The sequence below is a fragment of the Mesomycoplasma lagogenitalium genome (assembly GCF_029854295.1).
Classification (GTDB): Bacteria; Bacillota_I; Bacilli_A; order Mycoplasmatales; family Metamycoplasmataceae; genus Mesomycoplasma_A; species Mesomycoplasma_A lagogenitalium.
Genome location: NZ_CP122979.1, coordinates 740,975 through 760,532, shown reverse-complemented (window position 1 = coordinate 760,532; position 19,558 = coordinate 740,975). Strand labels below are relative to the sequence as shown.

Annotated in this window: 19 protein-coding genes; 18 read left to right on the top strand and 1 reads right to left on the bottom strand. The window is 23.6% G+C overall.

Annotated features, from left to right (window positions below):
- Positions 1-24 precede the first annotated feature (24 nt).
- Genes dnaE through QEG99_RS03170 form a run of 9 tightly spaced genes read left to right on the top strand, consistent with a single transcriptional unit; the run spans position 25 to position 8,942 of the window.
- Positions 25-2,967, top strand: coding sequence for a DNA polymerase III subunit alpha (gene dnaE, locus QEG99_RS03210; protein WP_280101751.1), 2,943 nt, complete (start codon positions 25-27; stop codon positions 2,965-2,967).
- A complete protein-coding gene (locus QEG99_RS03205) occupies positions 2,960-3,817 on the top strand; it encodes a 5'-3' exonuclease (RefSeq protein WP_280101750.1) in 858 nt (285 codons plus the stop codon). Before dnaE ends, QEG99_RS03205 begins: the two co-directional genes overlap by 8 nt.
- Position 3,818: 1 nt before the next feature.
- Positions 3,819-4,361 (top strand): dephospho-CoA kinase, encoded by a 543-nt coding sequence (locus QEG99_RS03200; RefSeq protein ID WP_280101749.1) that lies wholly within the window; start codon positions 3,819-3,821, stop codon positions 4,359-4,361.
- 40 nt (positions 4,362-4,401) lie between these two features.
- A complete protein-coding gene (locus QEG99_RS03195) occupies positions 4,402-5,370 on the top strand; it encodes a DnaD domain protein (RefSeq protein ID WP_280101748.1) in 969 nt (322 codons plus the stop codon).
- The gene (locus QEG99_RS03190) at positions 5,363-6,250 is read left to right on the top strand and encodes a DnaA ATPase domain-containing protein (RefSeq protein WP_280101747.1); all 888 of its coding nucleotides are present in this window, start codon (positions 5,363-5,365) and stop codon (positions 6,248-6,250) included. Before QEG99_RS03195 ends, QEG99_RS03190 begins: the two co-directional genes overlap by 8 nt.
- A 15-nt stretch (positions 6,251-6,265) precedes the next feature.
- Positions 6,266-6,670, top strand: a complete 405-nt coding sequence (locus QEG99_RS03185; RefSeq protein WP_280101746.1) for a hypothetical protein — start codon at positions 6,266-6,268, stop codon at positions 6,668-6,670.
- On the top strand, positions 6,657-7,340 hold the full coding sequence (cmk, locus tag QEG99_RS03180; RefSeq protein ID WP_280101745.1) for a (d)CMP kinase: 684 nt from the start codon (positions 6,657-6,659) through the stop codon (positions 7,338-7,340). The genes QEG99_RS03185 and cmk overlap by 14 nt, the downstream gene beginning before the upstream one ends.
- Complete coding sequence (gene der, locus QEG99_RS03175) at positions 7,333-8,646, top strand: ribosome biogenesis GTPase Der (RefSeq protein WP_280101744.1); 1,314 nt, start codon at positions 7,333-7,335, stop codon at positions 8,644-8,646. Before cmk ends, der begins: the two co-directional genes overlap by 8 nt.
- A gap of 8 nt (positions 8,647-8,654) precedes the next feature.
- Positions 8,655-8,942 (top strand): HU family DNA-binding protein, encoded by a 288-nt coding sequence (locus QEG99_RS03170; protein ID WP_280101743.1) that lies wholly within the window; start codon positions 8,655-8,657, stop codon positions 8,940-8,942.
- 79 nt (positions 8,943-9,021) lie between these two features.
- Here the strand turns inward: QEG99_RS03170 and recU are convergent, their stop codons facing one another.
- Positions 9,022-9,513 carry a Holliday junction resolvase RecU gene (gene recU / locus QEG99_RS03165; RefSeq protein ID WP_280101742.1) on the bottom strand — a complete coding sequence of 164 codons (492 nt, stop codon included), beginning with the start codon at positions 9,511-9,513 and terminating at the stop codon, positions 9,022-9,024.
- A gap of 133 nt (positions 9,514-9,646) precedes the next feature.
- On the opposite strand from recU, the gene QEG99_RS03160 reads away from it, so the two are divergent.
- From QEG99_RS03160 to QEG99_RS03120, 9 genes are all read left to right on the top strand, one after another.
- A complete protein-coding gene (locus tag QEG99_RS03160; protein ID WP_280101741.1) occupies positions 9,647-9,976 on the top strand; it encodes a 4'-phosphopantetheinyl transferase superfamily protein in 330 nt (109 codons plus the stop codon).
- Positions 9,945-10,721, top strand: a complete 777-nt coding sequence (locus QEG99_RS03155) for a lysophospholipid acyltransferase family protein (RefSeq protein WP_280101740.1) — start codon at positions 9,945-9,947, stop codon at positions 10,719-10,721. Before QEG99_RS03160 ends, QEG99_RS03155 begins: the two co-directional genes overlap by 32 nt.
- A gap of 44 nt (positions 10,722-10,765) precedes the next feature.
- Positions 10,766-11,539: a segregation/condensation protein A gene (locus QEG99_RS03150; protein ID WP_280102368.1), complete on the top strand. Its 774-nt coding sequence runs from the start codon at positions 10,766-10,768 to the stop codon at positions 11,537-11,539.
- Positions 11,529-12,122 (top strand): SMC-Scp complex subunit ScpB, encoded by a 594-nt coding sequence (gene scpB / locus QEG99_RS03145; RefSeq protein WP_280101739.1) that lies wholly within the window; start codon positions 11,529-11,531, stop codon positions 12,120-12,122. The genes QEG99_RS03150 and scpB overlap by 11 nt, the downstream gene beginning before the upstream one ends.
- Positions 12,123-12,133: 11 nt before the next feature.
- Positions 12,134-15,007 (top strand): YbhN family protein, encoded by a 2,874-nt coding sequence (locus QEG99_RS03140; protein WP_280101738.1) that lies wholly within the window; start codon positions 12,134-12,136, stop codon positions 15,005-15,007.
- A gap of 75 nt (positions 15,008-15,082) precedes the next feature.
- The gene (gene mnmA / locus QEG99_RS03135; RefSeq protein WP_280101737.1) at positions 15,083-16,192 is read left to right on the top strand and encodes a tRNA 2-thiouridine(34) synthase MnmA; all 1,110 of its coding nucleotides are present in this window, start codon (positions 15,083-15,085) and stop codon (positions 16,190-16,192) included.
- 10 nt (positions 16,193-16,202) lie between these two features.
- Complete coding sequence (gene alaS / locus QEG99_RS03130) at positions 16,203-18,824, top strand: alanine--tRNA ligase (protein WP_280101736.1); 2,622 nt, start codon at positions 16,203-16,205, stop codon at positions 18,822-18,824.
- Positions 18,824-19,240, top strand: coding sequence for a Holliday junction resolvase RuvX (ruvX, locus tag QEG99_RS03125; protein WP_280101735.1), 417 nt, complete (start codon positions 18,824-18,826; stop codon positions 19,238-19,240). Before alaS ends, ruvX begins: the two co-directional genes overlap by 1 nt.
- Positions 19,241-19,242: 2 nt before the next feature.
- Positions 19,243-19,557: a hypothetical protein gene (locus tag QEG99_RS03120; protein ID WP_280101734.1), complete on the top strand. Its 315-nt coding sequence runs from the start codon at positions 19,243-19,245 to the stop codon at positions 19,555-19,557.
- The last annotated feature ends 1 nt before the right edge of the window (position 19,558 follow it).

Below are 19,558 nucleotides of genomic sequence, written 5' to 3'. Positions count from 1 at the left end.
CCTTTTTTATTTTTGAAAGGAACTATGAAAAAAAATATTAATTTACATACAATTAGCGAATATTCTTTTTTAGAATCAACAATAACAATTGATAATTTATTTAAATTTGCAAATGAACATAATTTCAAACATTTAGCAATAACTGATAGAAATTCGATGTTTTCAATACCGAAATTTTTAGAAAATTGTCAATTTTATAATATTAAACCGATAATCGGTATTGATCTTGATGTTGATCAATATCGATTTATTTTACTTGCAAAAAATTATGATGGCTATTTAAAATTAATGAATTTATCATCTAAAAAAATGGCAAAACTAGAAATTAATTTGGATGAACTTAATAATGACAATCTTTTTATTATTGATCATCCCAATTTTGGATATTATGCTCAAAAAAATGAAAAATTAAATTATAAAAATTATTTCATTTCAACAAATGATGAAAATGATAATTCTTCCATTTATTTAAATGAAATTAGAATGTTAAACGGTGATGAAAGTGAAAAAGAAATTTTATTAACTTTAATTCAAAATAATGAAAAAGGCGCAAATTATACAAATAATTTTCAGTATAATGGATTTTTTAGCAAAGATGAAATTTCGCCAATTGTTATTGAAAGAATTGAAAATATTGTTAAACAAATTGATATTCAGTTTCCCAAATTAAAATCACCACTACCTAAATTTAAAAATGATGAAAATTTATCGTCGGAAAATTATTTAAGAAAAATAGTGCGAGAAAATTTAGAAGCTAAAAAATTTGAATTAAAAAAATATGAAAAAAGTTTAGAAAGGGCTCAATATGAAATTGAAATAATTACCAAATTAGGATTTGAAGACTATTTTTTAATTATTTGAGATTTAATTAAGTGAGCAAAAAAACAAAATATTTTAATTGGACCTGGTAGAGGTTCGGTTTCTGGTTCGCTAATTTCTTATGTTTTAAATATTACAGAAATTAATCCTTTAAAATATGATTTATATTTTGAAAGATTTTTAAATCCTAAAAGAGTTACAATGCCAGATATTGATATTGATATTCAAGATAATCGAAGAGAGGAATTAATTCAATATTTAATTAGTAAATATGGCAAAGATAACGTTGCATTAATAACAACTTTTCAAACTCTAGGAGCTAAAATGGCTTTTAGAGATGTAGCGAGAATTAATAAAATCAGTGTTAGTGAAGTTAATGAAATTTTAAAAATTATTCCTAGTGATTTAAGTCTTGAACAATCATATAACTCTATCGCTAAATTTAAAGCTAAAATCGACTCATTAGATATTTATAAAAAAACTTATGAAATTGCTAAAAAAATTGAAGGATTTCCCCGTCAGCACGGAACTCATGCAGCGGGAATAGTTATTTCTAATGAAAAAATTGAAAAATTTGTACCAACTTTATTAACTGATAATGGGGATTTAGAAACACAATTTTCAATGGAACATTTAGAAAAATTTGGGTTATTAAAAATCGATTTATTAGGTCTAAAAAATCTAACAGTTATTCAAGATATATTGCGTTTATTAAAAGAAAAAACAGGAAATGAAATTAAAATAGAAAATATTCCTACTTATGATTTACAAACAAATATTTTATTGTCAAGTGCTAATACAAACGGAATTTTCCAACTTGAATCTCCAGGAATGAGAGAAACTTTAAAAAAAGTAGGTGTATCTTCAATTGAAGATATTATAGCAATCATTTCTCTATTTAGACCGGGGCCATTAAAAAATATTGATACTTATGCAAAACGAAAAAAAGCAATTGAGCAAGTTCCTAAAATTTCTGATGAATATGATGAAATAGTTAAATCTACTTATGGAATAATTGTTTATCAAGAACAAATAATGTTAATTTGTCAAAAAATGGCAGATATGAGTTTTGCTGATGCCGACATATTAAGAAAGGCAATTTCAAAAAAGGATTTTTCTTCAATTCAACCAGTGAAAGAAAAATTCTTTTCAGGAGCATTAAATAAAGGTTATAAATTAGAAGTTATTGAAAAAGTTTTTGAGCAAATTGAACATTTTGCCGAATACGGTTTTAATAGAGCACATGCAGTAGCTTATGCAACTTTATCATATAAAATGGCCTATTTAAAATCTAAATATACAATTGATTTTTATTCTTCATTAATAAATAATGCCAATGGAGCTCATGAAACTATTAAAAAATATGTACAAGAAACAGAAAAAATGAAAATAAAGGTTTTAGCTCCGTCAATTAATAAATCATTAAATCATTGTGTTATAGAAAATAATCAAATTATTTTGCCTTTTATAATGATTAAAGGACTAGGAACAATAGCGACACAAAAAATAATTAATTTAAGAGAGCAAGGATTATTTAAAGATTTTTATGATTTTTGCTTAAGAGCAAAATTAAATAAAATTACCGATTCGGTTATTAAAATTTTAATTGAAGCCAATGTTTTTAGAGAATTTGGTTCACCTAAATTTTTAGAAAGTGAATATTCAACAAAAATTGCTACATTTTTAAATTTAGCAATTGATAAAAAAGATGATCAAAATATATTGAATGAAGATGCTTTAGAATTACTAAAACAAGATTTTAATATTAAAAATTCACTAGTTACAGACCCAAGTGAGCAAGAAATTTTAGAAATTCAAAAAAATGAACTTTATTATTTAGGAATGGTTTTTACAAAAGAAAAACCCAATAAGTATGAAAAGGAAATAAAATTAGTCGATGTTCATGAGCACACAAGTCACATCTTGCCTTTAAGAGTTATTAAAAAAAGTGTAAAAATTGATAAATTTCAAAGACAATATGGAATTTTAAGTTTAAAAGACAGTTCAATGACAATTGATGTACTGGTATTTTCAAGTATCTGACCAAGATTTGAAAATGTTAAAGTAAATAGTTTATATCAATTTGAAATTACTAAAAAAGAAAATAAATTTTTCATTAACAAATTAATAAAGGAGCTTTATGAATAAAAAAATTTTATTAGTTGATGCTAATTTACTTTTATTTAAATCGTATTTTGGTTCATTTAGAACAGAATTAAAAAGCGATGATAAAATTCAAACTTTTGCTATTCACACTTTTTTTAGTTCTTTATTAGCAGCAATTAATTATGTAGAACCCACTCATTTGTATTTAGCATTTGATTCGCCAGAAAAAACCAAAAGACATGAATTAAATCCCGATTATAAGGCAGGTAGAGCACAAGCTCCAGATGATTTATGAGAACAATTTCAATGAATTAAAAAACTTTTAGATGCACTTAAAATTGTTCACCAAAATATTGCTCAGTATGAAGCGGATGATTTAATTGCAACATTGGCAAATAGGTATTCAAATGAAAATAATCAAATCATCGTTTATTCAGATGATCGTGATTTATTACAACTAGTTTCACCTCATATTTCAGTTTTAACTAAAAAAAATAAAGAATTTTTATTAAAAACTGTTGATAATTTTAAAGATTTAGAAGGGATTGAGCCTTGTCAAATGATCGATTTTAAAGCAATAGCAGGCGATCCTTCAGATAATTTAAAAGGAGTGCCGGGAATAGGTATTATTGGTGCTAAAAAAATGCTTAATTCACATCAAAATTTAGATAACATTTACAACTCTTTAAATGATTTTAGTGCTAAAATCCAACAAAAATTACTAGAAGGTAAAGAAAATGCCTATTTATGTCGAAAAATGGTTAAATTAAATAGCAATGCTCCTATTGAATACAATTTTAATGATTTAGCATTTAATTTAACTTACACTTTAGAAGCAGAAGAAATTTTAAATTATTTAAATTTATATTGACTTAAAGAAAGAATAATTTAAAATGATCGCAATAATTGGCAAATACGGAGTTGGAAAAACAACATTTTTAAAAAAAGTTGAATCTTTTGGTTATAAAATTTTATATACAGATGAATTTTTTGCAAATTGCTATAAATTTAATAACTCATGCTATTGAGCAATTAAAAATGAACTTGGGCAAAATTATGTTAATGAATCAGAAGTTATAAAAAACGAGTTGCGAAATTTTATTTTAAAAGATAAAAATAATATAAATATTTTAGAAAAAATTGTTTATCCAATTTTGGAAAAACATTTAGAAGAAAATAGATATGATTTTGTAGAAATTCCAAATATTTTTTCAAAAAATGCAAATTTTGAGCGTTTTTTTAGCCATATTTTTAATATTAAAACAAGTGAAAAAAAACGCCAAGAAAATATTGAAAAAAAGGGTGTTTTGAAAAAAAATTCTAATCTAAATAACTCATTAAATGTCGGAAAAATCAAGAAAAAAGTTGTGGATATCTTGTGGGAAGATATAGAAAAAGAAGATTTTTTTATAAATTTTTTTAAGTCTCTAAATTAAGTGTATTAAAATATTTTTACAAGATTTGGAGGAAAATAAAATGAACGAGAATTTTAAAATTGAAGTTGAGAAGAGAATTACTGATTATGATATGGAAATCATCAATTCTTTTTATCTACCATTAATAGGAACAAGTGCGGTTATTTTATTTTCCCATTTAAATAGTAAAGTTAAAGATAATAATTTTGATTATCAAACAACTATAACTAAAAATGAATTATTTTCTCAAATTAATATTAAAGAAGAGAGATTTAATAAATCGAAAAAATTTTTAGAAGCAGTCGGTTTAATTAGAACCTTTTTTAGTGAATATTATAATGAATATTTAATTTTAGTTAAAAAACCATTAGAAATTGATTTAATTTTACAAAATAGACTTTTAATGTCCAAAATTGAAGATAAAATTGGTGTAGAAAATTTAGAAAAACTAATCGCTAAATTTCAACCTAAATCAATTAGTAAAGATGAATATGAAGATGTTAGTGCAAAATTTTACGAAGTATTTCCGATTAATTTAGAGTCAAAATCAAAAATTATTTTTGAAAATAATTTAGAAACTAAACATGAAACTAAAAAAACAAATTCTGAAAAAGATGATCGAAATACCGAAAAATACATTGAATTTTTAACTAAAAGAGTTGCAAAACCTTCAACAGTTAAAAAAATTAATAAATATTTAACTCATTTTAATCAAAAAGCAATTAATGAAATTATTGATTTTTGCTTTAAAGTTAACGATAAATTAAATATTTCTTATTTTGAAACAATTGCTAAGGACTTAATTAAAAAAGAAATTTTTGAAGCAAATTATATAAAAGCAGAGTTATCTGAAGCCTTGGATTTTAAAAATAAACAAACCGATATTTTCAAAAGCAAAAGTTCAAATGATGTTGAGCAACCATTTTTTGAAGATTTTTCATATACTTATGATAGTTCTTTAAATAATACTGCATCAATGAAATTAGATGACATTTTAAGTATTATTGTTCAGGATGAAAAAGATGAGTAAATACGAAAATATAATTTCTAATGAACTTAATTTAGATATTGAAAAAGAAAAGCAAAAAATTATTGAAGCACTAGTGCAAAATGAGAGAATTAAGGAAGTTATAAAAACTGAAAATATCAGTTTTCAGGAACTTTATAACAATATTAGTTTATTTATTCAAATGTTAGATGAAAGTCAAGATTATTTAATCACTATTAAAAAAATTGATAATAAGTTGCAAAAGATTTATGTTCCTTCAAAAGAAAGAAAGAAAAATTTATATAAAGAAAAATTTTGATTAACCGAAATAACAAATTTAGATACTGAGTTAGATTTGCAAAAATTAGTAAAAGAAAATGATCAAAAAGATAAGAATTTAAATTCAAGATTTCAAGAAATTTTAATAAATTTTAACAAATTAAAAAATCAAGGAATATATTTATATGGAGACGCCGGAATTGGAAAAAGTACTTTTTTAAAGGCAATTGCTGTACATATTGCTAAAAAAAGGAAAAATACTGTAGCTTTTTTAAATGTTCCAGAACTAAAAAGTTATATTATAAACGGTTGAAAAGATCCTAATTTTAATAGTAATTCAATTCTTAAAGCAATGAAAGAGGTAGATGTTTTATTTTTAGATGATTTAGGTGCAGAAAAAATTTCTTCTTGATTTAGAGATTCATTTTTATTTTTAGTATTGGATCATCGAATGAATTTTAAAAAAATAACTTATTTTTCATCAAATTTTTCATTGAAAAAATTATTAGAAATAGAGGCAAAAGATTCTAAAACAGATGAAATAGATCGCGATAAATCTAAAAGATTGATAGAAAGAATTGGAACATTATCAAAATCTTTTTTAATAAAAGGTGAAAATTTAAGAAAAACAGACATTAATTAATATATAATTTACAGTATGGATAATAATCAAGAAACAAGAGTGAAGAAATTTAAAAAATATAGAGAATCTATTTATGGAGGTTCTTTTTTTTATAAATCATTTTTAAATTTCAATGTAAATACAAAAAAATATTTAGAAGTTATTGAAAAATATATTCAAAATTTTGACCATAAAAAAATCATTGAAAAAATAGAGATAAATGCCGTTGATCCTAGTTATAAAAATTTAGATTTAATTTCACATTTAAATCTATCTGAGTTATATAAAATTGAAAAAGAAATAGAGAAATTTGATCAAGAATTAATTAATGATTTTTCATTTTTAGAAAAAAATGATTTAAGTTTACATATTTTTGATCAAGAAATTGAAAATATTAGTAAAATATCTATTAATAACAAGGAGAAAAATGAAAAAAATTAACATTGCTATAGACGGACCATCAGGAGTAGGTAAATCGACGATTTCTAATTTTATCTCCAAAAAATATGGATTAAAATTTATTAATACTGGATCATTTTATCGTGCTGTGGCATACTATTTTTATGAAAAATATAATAAAAACCTAGAACTAATTGCTAATGAACAATTTGTTTTGGATAATTGAAAAATTGAATATATTTCACTAGATGAAAATGGAAATGTTTTATTACAAAATAAAAATGTTTCCGATAAATTAAGAATGGATGAAATTTCTTGATGAGCTAGTTATGTTTCTAAATATAAAATAATAAGAAAACAAATTGTTGATTTTCTACAAGCATATGCTGCCAAAAATAAAGGAATTATTATGGATGGTAGAGATACAACATCTGTTGTTTTAAAAGATGCAGAACTAAAGATTTTTTTATGAGCATCGCCAGAAATTCGTGCTAAAAGACGATTGAAACAAAATAAAGAATTAGGTTATAGTTCTGATTATGAACAATTATTAAATGAAATTAAAAAACGGGACTTTCAAGATATGAATCGCGAACACGATCCTTTATATAAAACTGAAGATTCTGTTTTAATTGATTCAACTGATTTAACTTTTGAGCAAGTTACTGAAAAAGTTTCATCATTAATTGACGAAAGAGTTAAAGATGAATAATAATGTAGTTGCAATTGTCGGGAAACCTAATGTAGGTAAATCAACTCTTTTTAATAAGTTAATTGGTAAAAGAGTTTCAATTGTTTATGATCAACCAGGTGTTACTAGAGATAGATTATATGAGGAAATTCAATGGTTAGATAAAAAAATTAAGGTAATAGATACTGGCGGAATAGAAATTGAAGATAAACCATTTCAAGAGCAAATCAGAGTTCAAGCACAAATTGCAATCGAAGAAGCACAAGTTATCATTTTGGTTCTTGATGGAAGAGCGGAAATTGATAAAGATGATTTTTTTGTTGTCAATATGCTTAGAAAAAGCGGCAAAAAAATAGTCGTTTGTTGCAACAAACTTGAGGGAAATAAAGATTTTGATTATTCCATTTATAAATTAGGTTTTGAAAAATATTATCCAATTTCAGCAATTCATAGTGAAGGAATTGGTGATTTATTAGATGAAGTAATTAATCACTTAGATTTTTCACAATCTAGTGATGAAGGAAAATTTAAATTATCAATTATTGGAAAACCCAATGCAGGTAAATCATCACTATTAAATGCACTATTAAAAGAAAATAGATCGATTGTTTCTCCGATTGCTGGAACCACTAGAGATTCAATCGTTTCGCAAATGCAAATTGAAGATCAAATTTTTACAATCATTGACACCGCCGGAATTACTAGAAAATCCAAGTTAGTTGAATCAGTTGATCATTATGCATTAATGAGGGCGATGAGTTCCTTAGCAGAATCGGATTTATCGCTTATAATTATAGATGCAACTAAAGAATTAAGTCATTTCGATTCGCGTTTGGCAGGATATGCTTTTGAAGAAAATAAACCAATTATTTTAGTTGTTAACAAATGAGATCTAATTCACAAAGAAACCAATACAATGGCTAAATTTGAAAAAGATTTGAGAAAAAATTATAAATTCTTAGATTGAGCACCAGTGGTATTTATTTCAGCTATTAATTCTAATAGACTTGAGAAATTAAAAGAGCAAATTTTGCTTGTGAAAAAAAACTTAGAAAGAAAAATTAGTGCTAATTTACTAAATGAAGTTTTAGTGGAAATTCAAGTAAGTAAACCCGCTCCGTCTTTAAAGGGAAAAAGACTTGAAATTTCGTTTATTAAACAAGTCGATGCTAAAATTCCAACATTTTTACTCTTTGTAAACAATAAAGAATATGCCCATTTTTCTTATTTAAGATATTTAGAAAATCAACTAAGAGAATATTTTGATTTTAGAGGAACTCCTTTAAAATTAATATTAAAAAATAAAAATGAAAAAAATACAATATAGGAGAAGATATGAAAAAGAAAGAATTATTGCAAAAAATAGTTGCTAAAACTAATTTAAATATGAAAGATGCTGATGCATTTTTAAATGCATTTGTTGATGTTGTTATTGCTGAAGTTGCTGAAAATGGAGAAGTAGGGATTTCAGGATTTGGTTCATTTTATTCAATAGTTAAAAAAGAAAGAGAAACAACACATTGAGAAACAAACGAAAAATTTGTTATTCCTTCTAAAAAATCACCTAAATTTAAACCAGCTAAAAACTTTAAAGATATTGTTTCTGGAGAAAAAGAAGAATAATTTTTGATTTAATAAAAATATCTCATTTTAAACAAAATAAAGTAAAAACTTTTCTGTTTAAAATGAGATATTTTTTCTTTTATAAATATTGCAATAAATTAACAAAATCAATTATTCCAGGATACATTAATTCAATTTCATAACCATTTTTTTCTAAAAATAAAATATTAATTACTTCTTTTTTAGATTTTAAATCAATTTTGTCAATTGATAAAATAAAAAACCTTTCTAAATGTTTAAATAAAATGATAAAAAAAGAAATGCCTCCATGTTCTTTAATTTTTTTCAAATATTTTATTTGATGTTCTTTTATATTGCTTCAAGGTAAAAAATTTTCATTAGTACTTTTTGCTTCAAAACATATAAACATTCCTTTATAAATACCATAATAATCAACAGTACTTTTTTTAGAAATAATTGCATTTTCTAATTCGTTATTTTTTGCTGTAACTTTTTTAAAAGATATATCTAGATTCTTTTTTTGAAATATAGCTATATTATTATCATTGTAAAACTTAATAGTTTTATTGATAATTACTTCTAATATCATTCCTCGATTTTTATTTGTCATATAAATATATGTGCAAAAAATCGATTTTTAGGCAGAAAAAAAACTAATTTAGGAAAAACTATGGCAATTTTCCTAAATTTTTGCCCTTTCTCTTGCTTTTGAAAAATAAAAAAAAGTTTATAATAATTTATATATGATAGGAATTGATATTACTTATATTTCAAGATTTAAAAATAAATCACGAGATTTTGCAAAAAAAATACTTTCAGATAGTGAAATGATAGAATACGATCAAATAGATGAAAAAGATAAATTTTTAGCAACTAGATGAGCGATAAAAGAAGCGATATTTAAAGCAGATAATTCCTACTATGAATTTAATAAAATTAGCATCTTAAAGCAAAATAGAAGATATTTTTTTAAAAATTTTTTAATTTCGACTTCAAGCGAAGGAGAAAGTATTGTAGCATTTGTTGTAAAGGAGACATTATATGAATATAAAAATAAAACTAGCATTATTTAGTTTGCCCTGACTTTATAGATTAAACAAAATAAGAAAGTTATCAAAAAAATATAGAAAAGGTAAAGAAGAATTAACTGCTCAATTTAGAAATGATTTAATTTTAAAATATAGTTCAAAATTATTAAAATTATTTAATGTGGAAATAAATGTAATTGGGAAAGAAAAAATTACTAAAGGTGGAGTTCTGGTAGTTGCCAATCATGTTTCTAATGGTGATTCATTCGTTCTTTTTAATGCTTTGCAAGCATCATTAGAAAATCCAAAAGACACAAGAAGAATTGCAACTTTTTTAGCAAAAGTGGAGTTAAAATCCAAAAAAACAGCAAGAAATATTTTAGAATTAATTGACACATTTTTTATTGATAGATCAAAAATAAAAGAATCAGTAAAAACAATTGATGATTTTGGAAGATTTGTAAAAGAAAATAAAACTTATGGAATTATTTTTCCAGAAGGAACAAGAACAAAAGACGGAGAAATGCAAGATTTTAAAGCAGGGGCATTTAGAGTTGCTAAGAAAAATTATTTACCAATTGTTCCTATTACAATTAATAATAGTGGTGCAATTTTTGATACTTCTAGAAGTAAAAAGTTAGTTGTTGATGTTATTGTTCATAACCCCATTAAAGCATCTGAATTTTCAACACAAACAAACGAAGCGATAGCAAGCAGAGTTAAACAAATTATTTCTTCAAAATATGTAAAAGGGCTTCCAGAAAAAAGAAAAAATAAAGGAAATAAATAATGAACACTAATGAAGTAAATGAAAAAGATAAAGAAGCATTAGAAATGAATAATGAAGCAGAAGTATCGCAAGATACTCTTAAAAATGACACTGATATTAATATTGAAAATTTTAGCGGACCTCTTGATTTATTATTATCTCTAGTTAAAGAAAAAAATGTTGATATTTTTGAAATTAATTTAGCAGAATTAGCAACTGATTATTTAAGAATTATTGATAAAATTAAAGATACACATTTTGAAATTGCAACTGATTATTTAGTTATGGCAGCAACTTTAATTCAAATTAAAGCAAGAATGTTATTAGCTGAAAAAGATGAAGTTATCGATCAGGAAATAGAAGAAGATAAGGCAAAATTACTAAGATTATTAGCTGAATATCAACAATTTAAACCAATTTTTGCGCTTTTAAGAGAACAAGAAGAAAAACGAGCATTAATTTACATTAAAAAACCATCTAATTTAGAACCTTTTATTAGACCCATTGATAGAACAGCGGTGGATGGAAATTCATCTAAAACTAAATTAACTCAAGTTTTAACTATGATGTTTGAAAGGCTACACGCTGAAAAATTAAGACAAATAAAAATTGATAGTGTTAATGTTACTCCTGGCGACCAAATGAAAATGATTAGAAATTTATTTACTCAATATGGAAAAGTAACATTTGAAATGGTATTTTCAGTACCTTCAATTAAGCATTTTGTTATAACATTAATCGCTCTTTTAGATATGAGTAGAAAAGAAGAAATCATTTTATCGCAAGACGAACAATTTGGAATTATAAAAATCGAAAAAGGACCAAACTATGAAAAATAAAATTATAGAAGTATTAATGTATATGCAAGGAGAAGATGGAATATCTTCAGAACAATTACAACAAGTTTTAAAATTAAATACCGTTAATGAAGCAAGAAGTTTATTAAAAAGATTTTTAGATAGTTTTAATAAATTAGATAGAGGAATTTATGTTGTTGAATTTAATGATGTATTTAAATTTGCTACTAGAGAAGAATATAAAGAATATTTATCAGATTTAGTTACCATTACAAGAAGACATAAATTATCAAATGCCGCAATTGAAACAGCAGCAATCGTTGCTTATAAACAACCAGTAACAAGATCGATGATTAGTGAAATTCGTGGAGTTGCATCTGATGCAATTGTTGCTTCTTTATTAATGAAAGGAATTATTGAAGAAGTAGGAATTTCACCAACTGTTGGACAACCAATTTTATACGGCATTACTAATAGATTTTACGACTATTTTAAATTAAAATCATTGCAAGATTTACCTAAATTTGTTGAATTTGATCAATTTACTGAAACTTCAGGAGAATTTGATGAAGAGCAAATCGAAGAAGCATTTGATCTTTTTGGCTCACAAAGAGAAGATAAATAATAAGGCAAGTCATGGAAAGAGAAAAACAGTCAATTAAAGTAGAAGATTTTAATTTGCAAAATATAAATCACTATGACAATTTATTTTGAAACGAATCAGTTAAAACTGTTGATATTATTTCCTCAGAAATATTAGCAAGATTAGGAGATGCTAAACAGGAATTAAACGAAAATGTTATTATTATCAAGGCATTATTATTAAGACAATTATTAGAAAAAGATAAAAAAAATAAAAACATTTTTATTTATGGTGCAAATGATGACATTTGTTATGCATTTAAAGAAATATTTTCTAAAGTTTTATTAGCCAATCCCTATAATGTTGTTTTCAGTATTGATGAAGAATTAAATTTATCTTCAGATTTAGCGATGAATGAAGTTGTTAATAATGAATATGATTTTGTTATTTTTATTTTAAAAGATAAAAGTTCTGAATTTTATAAAATCGTTTTCAGAAAAAACAATTGAGAAAAATTATCAACTGATGAAGAAAAATTTTTAAATAAAAGAACATTAACCGAAATTAGTAATGTTGAAGTTAAATCATTTCTTAATAATAGTTTAAAAATTAACAGAATTAATAATAATCCAATTTTAAATAATAAAAATTTAAATATTGTTAATAAAAAATTAAAACTAAAAGCGACAATTTACTCCGATGTAAACGATGAAGAAAATATCTTTAATTTTGAAGATTTAAGCACTTCATTAAAGTTAAAAAAGTATAAAAATACAGAAAATAAAAAACGCATTAATGAAAAAACATTAATAAGAAAAATTTTAACAAAAGAAAGCGGAAGTAAAAATGATGCAATTTTTTATATTAACAAAGAATTTAATAAAAAACTTATTTTAATAAAAAATAAATTAAAATTCCATCATATTTCTATTAGTGATTTAAATATGTTAATAATTGAATATTTATCAAATAATAGTAATTTTCAAACAACTCCCTTTTATTTTTTAAATCCAGTTTCTAATTATATTTCTGATTTTGTTAAAAGAAGCGGAAATGAAAATACAATAATTAAACGTGATATTTATTCGATTTATGATTTTATATTTAAATTTAAAAACGAAATTCCCGAAAAGGAAGTTTATGTGTATGATGGAAAAGTAATTTCAATAATTAAAAAAAATAAAGGAAAAATAACAGGATTTGAAAGCGTTTCTAACACAGTTTTAATTATTAAAATGCTCGAGTATTTTAAAAATAAAAAAATTAATATTTTTCAATACTTAAAAAAAATTTATTACGAAAATAATCGTGAAAGAGCATTTCATACAAGTGCATTAATTTCTTATAATTCCTTTTTAGAATATGTTAAAACCATAAGAAAAGAACGGGAAATTGCTTCTTATAAATTAACTAGAACCAATATTAGTCAAGAAATAAAAAACATTAATAAACGGGAAATTGATATTCATCTTGCTTTAGAAACAAAAGAAAGAATTAATTTAAAATTTAATAAGTTAAAAAATAGTTTAGAAGTAAATATTTTTTCATTAGAAACAAAAGAAAATTCTTATAAAAATATTGTAAAAAAAGAAGAAAAAATAAAAAATGAAATTATTGATTTTTCTAATAAAATGAAAATTGTTGAAACTAATAAATGAAAAAATATTTTAAAGTTCTTTTCATTTGGGGTCATAATTTTATTAGTTTTTGTCATTCTATTTCAAACAATTTATAAAACCGATGATAGTAATGATTTAGGTTTTTTTGGAATTTTTAAAACTTTTTATGATGTCTTTTTAGCGAATTTAACTTTAAGAACTTATTCACTAATAATTGTGTTTACAAATTTAATTCATTACTTTCTTTATTCAATAATGGTATTTAGAATTTTAAAGCGACAAAAAGTTAAAATTTTAATAAAACATGCACTTTTATCTGTTTTCATTTCTACAATTGTGCAAAATATCACTCCATTTTCATTCGGTGGTGATCTAGCATCATATTGATATTTACAAAAAAAAGGGTATAATAAGCAAGCGCTTGCATCAACTTTCGCCGTTTCTTCTCTTTTTCATCAAATAACAATTTTATTTACATCGTTAATTTTCATTCCTTTGGGATTATATTTATATAAAGATGTTTTAATAATGGATATAAATCCAGAAAAAATAATTACATTAATTTTTATGGCATTAGGAATTGTTTTAAATGTTATTCTATTTTTAATCATATTATTAATTTCAACATTTAAAAGAGTGCAAAAATTAATAATTTCAATAATTATATGAATTTATTCAGTTAATCCATTTTATTATTTTATAGATTTAAGTAGAAGAAAAACTCTTTTAGAAATTAAATTCCAGGAATTTAAAGACGGATTTAAATCACTATTTAAAGATTCAAAATTTTTCTTTGAATGTTTATTTTTATACAAATTATCATCCTTTTTATTAAACGGTTCAATTATTATTGTTTTAATAATAGATAATTCAATTTTAAAAGAACACACTGGTTATGATTTTTTTGTTTGATATATAAAATTTTTATCAGGTCAAACTTTATTAAATATGGCAAATAATCTTTCACCTGTACCTGGTGGAATTGGAACTTCTGATTGATTATCAACAATTATTTTTCAAGGTGTATTTTCACAAAATAGTAATTTAGAAAATAATTTAAAACTATTTACTTTCTCTAATAAAATATTTTATTGATTAATTCCAAACATCATTTCTTCTTTATTACTATTAACGTTATATTTAGGAGAAAAAAGAATTGATAAATATAATAATATTAGTTCATTAATTGAATTAAATCCAAAAATCGCTCAAAAATATAAAAGAACTAAAACTTCATATTTTAAAATGGCATTATCAGTTTGAATTTTATCTTTAACTTTATGCATTGTTCTTTTATACGTTCTTTAAACATAAGCCACACTTTTAAAAGTGTGGTTTTTTCTTTTATTTTATATGAAAAATTATATAATTTATAATATTATTATGGCAAAGATTATTGTAGGAATTTCAGGTGGTGTAGATTCATCTGTAGCAGCTTATTTGCTAAAACAGCAAGGGCATGAAGTCATTGGCGTTTTTATGAGAAATTGAGATTCTTTAATTAATAATGATATTAAAGGCAATAAATATGATTTTGATCAATGTCCTCAAGAAAGTGATTGAGCCGACGCTCAAGAAGTTGCTAAAAAATTAGATATTAAAATTTATCGAAAAGATTTTATAAGTGAATATTGAGATAATGTTTTTACATATTTTATTGAAGAATATAAAAATGGCAGAACACCAAATCCTGATATTTTATGTAATAAATATATAAAATTTGATAAATTTTTAAATTATGCATTAAAGGAATTTAATGCAGATTTTATTGCAATGGGGCACTATGCAAAAACAGAAAATGGTAAATTATATAGAGCAAAAGATCAAAATAAAGATCAAACTTATTTTTTAGCACAATTAAATAATTTTCAACTTTCTAAAACAATTTTTCCTTTAGCTGATTTAAGTAAACAAGAAGTTAGGGAAATTGCTAGCAAATTAAATTTAATTACAGCTAAGAAAAAAGATTCAACAGGAATTTGCTTTATAGGAGATAGGAATTTCACTGAATTTTTACAAAACTACATTCCTTCTCAACCAGGAAATATTTTAGATATAAAAACTAAAAAAATTTTAGGAACACACATTGGAGCGATGTATTACACTTTAGGACAAAGAAAGGGATTGAATTTAGGTGGTATGAGTGAACCACATTTTGTTGTGGGTCATAATATAAAAAATAAAGAAATTTATGTAGCTCCAGCATCAGAAAAAGAATGATTAATTTCTGATGAATTAGATGCATTAAATTTAAATTTAAATGAAATTAATTTTAATAATAAAAATTTAAGTGCTAAATTTAGATATCGTCAAAATGATATTCCAGTAACTATAGAATTATTAGAAAACAATAAAATTAAAGTATTTTATCCTCAAGGCGCAGAAGCTGTAACTCCGGGTCAACAAGTTGTTTTATATGACGGAGAAAAATGTTTAGGTGGAGCTACTATTGATAAAATTTACAGAAAAAAGAAATTAATTACTTATGTTTAAAAGGAGAAATATGCTCAGTTCAAAAGAAATTAGAGAAAAATGATTGAAATATTTTGAATCAAAAGATCATTTAATCGTTGAAACTAAATCACTAGTTCCAATTAACGACCCTTCACTTTTATGAATTAATTCAGGAGTAGCAACACTTAAAGATTATTTTTCAGGAAAAAAAATTCCACCAAAAAATCGATTAACTAACTCCCAAAAATCATTAAGAACTAATGACATTGAAAATGTCGGAATTACAACTAGACATCATACAATGTTTGAAATGTTAGGAAACTTTTCAATTGGTGATTATTTTAAAAATGAAGCAATTGAATATGCCTATGATTTTTTACTAAATGAATTAAAACTAGAAAAAGATAAATTATATTTCACATATTTTGAAGAGGATGAAGAAACAAAAAGAAAATGAATGTCATTAGGAATTGATGAAAGTCACATTATTAAAGGGACTATGAAAACTAATTTTTGAGATATCGGTTCCGGTCCTTGTGGTCCGTGTACTGAAATATTTTTCGATCGTGGAGAAAAATTTGATAAAAGAGGAGTTGAACTTTTAAAAAACGATGAAGAAAATGATCGTTTTATCGAAATTTGAAATTTGGTTTTTTCACAATTTAATAATGATGGAGAAAACAATTATACTGAGCTAGCTCAAAAAAACATCGATACTGGTGCAGGTTTTGAAAGACTAGTTTCAATTATGCAAAATGCTCCTACAAATTATGATACTGACTTATTTTTACCAATAATAAAGGAAATTGAAAAACTTACACCATATAAATACAAAACAGAAAATTACTTTATTAAAGATGAAAATCAAGAAAAAATTAATATTAAATTTAAAATAATTGCTGATCACATTAGAGCAATTGTTAATGCAATTAATGACGGGGTTGAGCCATCTAATGTTTCTAGAGGATATATAATTAGAAGATTAATAAGAAGATCTTACCGTGCTGGATTACAACTAGAAATAAAAGAAAAAACTTTTTTACATACTTTAGTAACAATTGTAAAAAATTCATTACCTTATGATATAAATGTAAAAAAAGTTTCAAAAATTATTAAAGAAGAGGAATTACTTTTTTCACAAACAATTGAACAAGGACATAAATTATTGGAAAAAGAACTGGAAAATAAAAATCAAGAATTTGATTTTGCTATTGCTTTTAAATTGTTTGAAACATATGGCTTTCCAATTGAATTAACTCAAGAAATTTTATTAGAAAAAGGAGTTAAATTAGATATTTCACAATTTGAAAAATATAAGCAAATGCATGCTGAATTATCAAGAGGCTTAAAAAAAGTTGCAATGAAAACAGCGATTAATTCTTTAGCTTATGTAAAAGGTGAAATTTCTAATTTTATTGGTTATAATTTGCATGAAAAAACTGCTAAAATAGTATTTTTAGCCAATTCAGAAAAAGAATTAAAAATAACAGAAAAAGACGAAATTTCATATGTTATTTTTGATGAAACTGTATTTTATGCAACTGGCGGTGGTCAAAAACATGATCAAGGTTATATTTTGCAAGATAATAGAAAAATTCAAATTATTGAAGTGTTTAAAGATAAATTTAGAAATAATGTTCATGTTATTAAAGGAATTTTAGATAAAGATCAACCAGTACAACTATTTGTTGATAAAGAAAATAGAATAAAATTAGAAAGAAATCATTCATCCACTCACTTATTGTTTAAATCTTTAAGAGAACAATATGGAATGGAAATTAAACAACTAGGATCTGATAATAATGAAAATAGATTAACATTTGATTTTCCATTAAATAAAAAACCTACTGAACAAGAAGTTTTTGAAATTGAAAATCGAGTTAGAAATTATATAAAAAGCAAAACTGATCGTTATTATATTGAAACAACCATTAAAGAAGCTGAAAAAATGAATGCTATAATGACACTTGAAGAAAGCGAATATATGGATCCAACTAATGTTAGATTGGTTGAATTTAAAAACATTACAGTTGATTTATGTGGAGGAACACATATTAAAAACACTCACTTAATTGAAAATTTTAAAATTGTTTCAACAGAAAATAAAGGAACTGGTATTTTTAGAATTAAAGCAATTACATCTAACGAATTAATTGATAAATATTTAGATGGAGAAATTGAAAAAGAAACATTATTGCTTAATAATTTAGTTGAAAAAAATATAAAAATTAAAAAAGATTATCAATTTGATTTAGAAAAAACAGATGATAAAGAAAAGCAATTAGAAATTATTAAAAATTCGATAGAAAAAGTTCGTCAAGATTATAAAAATATTATGAAGGAAATTGATAATACAGAAATTGAAATTAATGTTATTGAAGAAGTTATTAATAATCATAAATATTTCATTAATTTTGACATTCCTGTGCAAAATCTTAAAAATCAAGCAGTTATTTTAAGAGAAAAAAATCCTAATATTACATTTATTTTAGGGGCAAAAACAGGATCAAAAACATTGATAATAGTTTCATCTAAAATACAAGATTCTAAAATGGTATTAGATAAAATATTAAATTCAATATCAGGTAATGGTGGAGGAAATAAAATCTTGGCTCAGGGTTCTATTAATGACGAAAAAAATGCAATTGAAAAAATAAAAGGCATTTTATAATGAAAAGAAAATTAGCCTTAGATTTAGGAACAAAAACTTGCGGTTTTTCAATTAGCGATTCATTAAATATTATTGCAATTGGTTTAGAAAATTTTCATTTTCCAGAAAATGATTTTTCTAAAGTTTTAGTTAAAATAAAAGAAATTTTAAAAGAATATGAAGTGGATACTTTTGTTTTAGGATATCCTTTAAAAATGAGCGGAAATAAAAGCGATAGAACAGTTATGGTTGAAGATTTTAAATTACTTTTAGAAGCTAATTTTCAAATACCAGTTATTTATATTGATGAAAGAGAAACAACCAAAAGAGCAAAACAAATAATGATAGACGCAGGTCTATCTAGAAAAAAACAAAAGAAAAACAAAGATAAATTAGCTGCTCAGCTAATTTTAGAAGATTATTTAATGAGGTTATAAAAATGATTATAAATTTAGATGATAAAGATAGAAAAGTAGAAATTGAATTTTTAAACGAAAAAAATGAAAAAGTTACTGAAGCTGTTACCGTTTTATTTGAATTTGATGAATTGGGTGAAAATTTAGTGTTTTATTTATCAGAAAATAATTCAATTTTATGTATGAAATTAGCTGAAGATGGAGAAACTTTAAGTTATTTAGAAGAAGATGAAGAAGAAATTGCATCTGATCTTTTAAATGATTTTTTAAATGAAAATGAATTTATTAAAAACGGAAAACCTTTTGATATTTTTGAAGAAATAGAAACAGAAGAATAAT